Raw genomic sequence first — 2,958 nt, 5'->3', positions numbered from 1 at the left:
CCAGTTTATGCAGGCTTAATGGTACTTCTACCCCATGATTTGCCAAGATGGCATAACCTTGTGCCAACTGCAAAATTGTTGCATTTAAGCCATAACCATAGGCCATCGTCCCCAATTGTGACAGATTCAATTTATCACCTGAGTACAGCAGACCTGCACTTTCCCCTGGAAATTTAACATCTGAACGATGCCCAAAACCAACGCGGCGGAAGAAAGAGGGGATGGCATCTTTAGGCAAAGACAAGGCGAGTTTGGCTGACCCCACATTGGAAGATTTAACGATAATACCTGTCAGGGTCAATGCACCATAGTTATGGGTATCGCGAATTGTATGTGAACCCAAACGCATCGAACCTGGTGAGGTGTTGACAATGCTGTTCGGCGTGTATTTGCCACTTTCTAATGCCGCCGCAACGGTAAACGGCTTCATGGTTGAACCTGGCTCAAACATATCAATGGCGCCACGGTTACGCATCGCGTCCTTATTGGAAAGCCCATTTTTATCATTCGGGTTATAGGACGGCCAACTGGTCATTGCCAAGATTTCGCCCGTTTTCACATCTACCGCAATCGCGGTTGCAGAACGTGCATTATTCGCCACCCCTGCGGCGGTCAGTTCACGGTACATGATGTACTGCAAACGCGAATCAATGCTGAGGGTGATATTTTCGCCCGATTCAACTTCTTTAATGACCTCTGAAACCTTTAAACGGTTGCCTTTTTTATCCCGAATAATTTTTTGCTCACCATCCAGCCCTGCCAACTGTTTGTTCAGTTGCATTTCCAGACCTTCAATTCCTGTTCCTTCACTATTGGTCAAGCCAATAATCTGTGCATTGGGTTGGGGCTGAGGATAGTAGCGTTTATAACTTTTTTCCGCGTAGACACCCTGAAAGTTACGCTTAACAATTAAGTCAGCCTGTTGCGGCGGAATTTCCTTTTGCAGCACTAGATAGCGTGACCGTGGGCGATCACTCATCTGCTTTTTCAGGCTCTGGCGATCAATACCCACCGCATCCGCCAACTCATCTAGATTCAGGTTTTTATCAGGCAACTGGCGTTTTAATTTACGACTGGTCGGTTCTTTTTTGAGCTCAGCCATCGTTTCATCATAAAGCTGTTTGGTTTCCCAATAATCCCTTGGGTCAATGACAATCTTCATAATTGGGGTGCTGATCGCAAGTGGCACGCCATGACGGTCACTGATCACCCCACGCATGGCCTCTAAACGTTCAGTCCGCAGAATGTTGGCATTGGCCTTGTTCTGCAAGAAATCCTTATTAATCACCTGTACATAGAAAGCACGCGCTACAATCACCACAAAGCACAGCAGCACCGTTCCCCAAAGCAGGTAAAATCGCCACATATCCAGCGCAAGGGTGGGTTTTTCCGAAATGGACTGCTGTTTTTTTCGTATTGGTTTGCTTCGCTTATCTGCCATACAGCATACCTTATTTGTCTTGCTTTGAAGTCATAGGGAGAGAAATCACAACCGTTTGTGCCGCGGGTGGTGAAAACATGCGTAATTGCGTGACCGCACGGGAACCAATCTGTGCCGTGGCACCAAAGGTTTGCTGCTCAATCAGCAAACGGCCCCATTCCGCGTTTAAATCATCCTTTTCACGCATGTAGGCACTTAAGTCACGATAATCATGGCGATACTCAAATACCTGAAACACCACCATCATTGCACTAACAAACACCAGCGCAACAAGTACAGCGTAAACAACAACCTTTTTTAGTCCCTTGTTGCCGCTTGATAAAATATCATCATTGTTGTTATTGTTCATTGCTTGCCTTTTTGCTCTAAACGCTCCGCCACGCGCAACCATGCGCTCCGCGAACGGGGATTTGCCTTGACTTCCGCTTCACTGGCACGAACACGTGAAACTTTCTTTAAACGTCGGGTATCCACCTGTGCCTGTGGCATGCCCCAGCCTGAATCTTCAGCCAAACTCGATTCTTTTTGAATAAACTGCTTGATTAAACGGTCTTCCAGAGAATGAAAGCTGATCACCGCTAACTGCCCTTTTGCCTTGAGCAATTCTACCGCCTGCGGCAGGAATGTCTCAATGTCATCCAGCTCTTTGTTGATGGCAATACGAATGGCCTGAAAGCTACGGGTTGCGGGATGCTTATGCTTTTCCCATTTTGGATGTGCGGTTTTGACAATTTCAGCAAGCTGCGCGGTGGTGGTGATTTCACCCGCCTGCTTAATTGCCTTGGCAATACGGCGGCTATAACGCTCCTCACCATATTGATAAATAATATTGGCCAGTTTTTCTTCTTCGATTTCAAGCAGCCATTGTGCTGCGGTTGGACCCTGCGAATTATCCATCCGCATATCCAGTGGCCCGTCCTGCATAAAGCTAAAGCCACGCTCTGCCTGATCAAGCTGCGGCGATGACACGCCCAAATCCGCCATAATGCCATCGACTTCAGTAATGCCAATTCTGGCAAGCTCAGCCTGAATATCGGCAAAACTGGCATGGATGATCCTGAAACGGGAATCTTCCTGTTCCAGTTGTGCCGCAACCTCAAGCGCCTGGGGATCTTTGTCAAATGCGTAAACACGCGCATTTTGATCCAGCTTTGAAAGTAACAGTCGGGTATGTCCGCCCCGACCAAAGGTGGCATCGACATAAATGCCTGTGTCGCGACCTGCCAATACGCCATCAACGGTTTCATGAAGTAAGACAGAAATATGCGACATAAGAAATAGATCAATAGCTAAAAATGTAACTGCACATTATTACCTTGTTTTATGCCAGTACCAAACGACTTTTTGTAGAGAATTCTTAAATTTCTATAGATAAAACCGTTTTCTTCATCTTTTTTGCAAAAAAAGCAAATACATGCTGTGTATTTGCTTTTCACGTTTATTGACGCAGCTTTTGTTCTGAGTGTTTATTGCTTCTCTGATTGACATCCTCCCTGACCTAAAGGACGGGGATTCCT

The 2,958-nt window shown here is 46.4% G+C and carries 3 protein-coding genes; all 3 read right to left on the bottom strand.

Annotation, left to right across the window (positions count from 1 at the left end):
- Positions 1 to 1,441: penicillin-binding protein PBP3 (ftsI, locus tag B4H32_RS01725; protein WP_286799441.1), on the bottom strand; the 1,441-nt coding region annotated here is incomplete at its 3' end.
- Between the two features lie 10 nt (positions 1,442 to 1,451).
- Complete coding sequence (gene ftsL / locus B4H32_RS01720) at positions 1,452 to 1,790, bottom strand: cell division protein FtsL (RefSeq protein ID WP_004683425.1); 339 nt, start codon at positions 1,788 to 1,790, stop codon at positions 1,452 to 1,454.
- Entirely contained in the window at positions 1,787 to 2,713 is a 927-nt protein-coding gene (gene rsmH, locus B4H32_RS01715; protein ID WP_004683427.1) for a 16S rRNA (cytosine(1402)-N(4))-methyltransferase RsmH, read from the bottom strand. Before rsmH ends, ftsL begins: the two co-directional genes overlap by 4 nt.
- Positions 2,714 to 2,958: the final 245 nt, after the last annotated feature.

The organism is Acinetobacter sp. UBA2063, assembly GCF_002333245.1.
Taxonomy (GTDB): Bacteria; Pseudomonadota; Gammaproteobacteria; order Pseudomonadales; family Moraxellaceae; genus Acinetobacter; species Acinetobacter parvus.
This window is presented reverse-complemented; position numbering and strand designations above follow the sequence as displayed.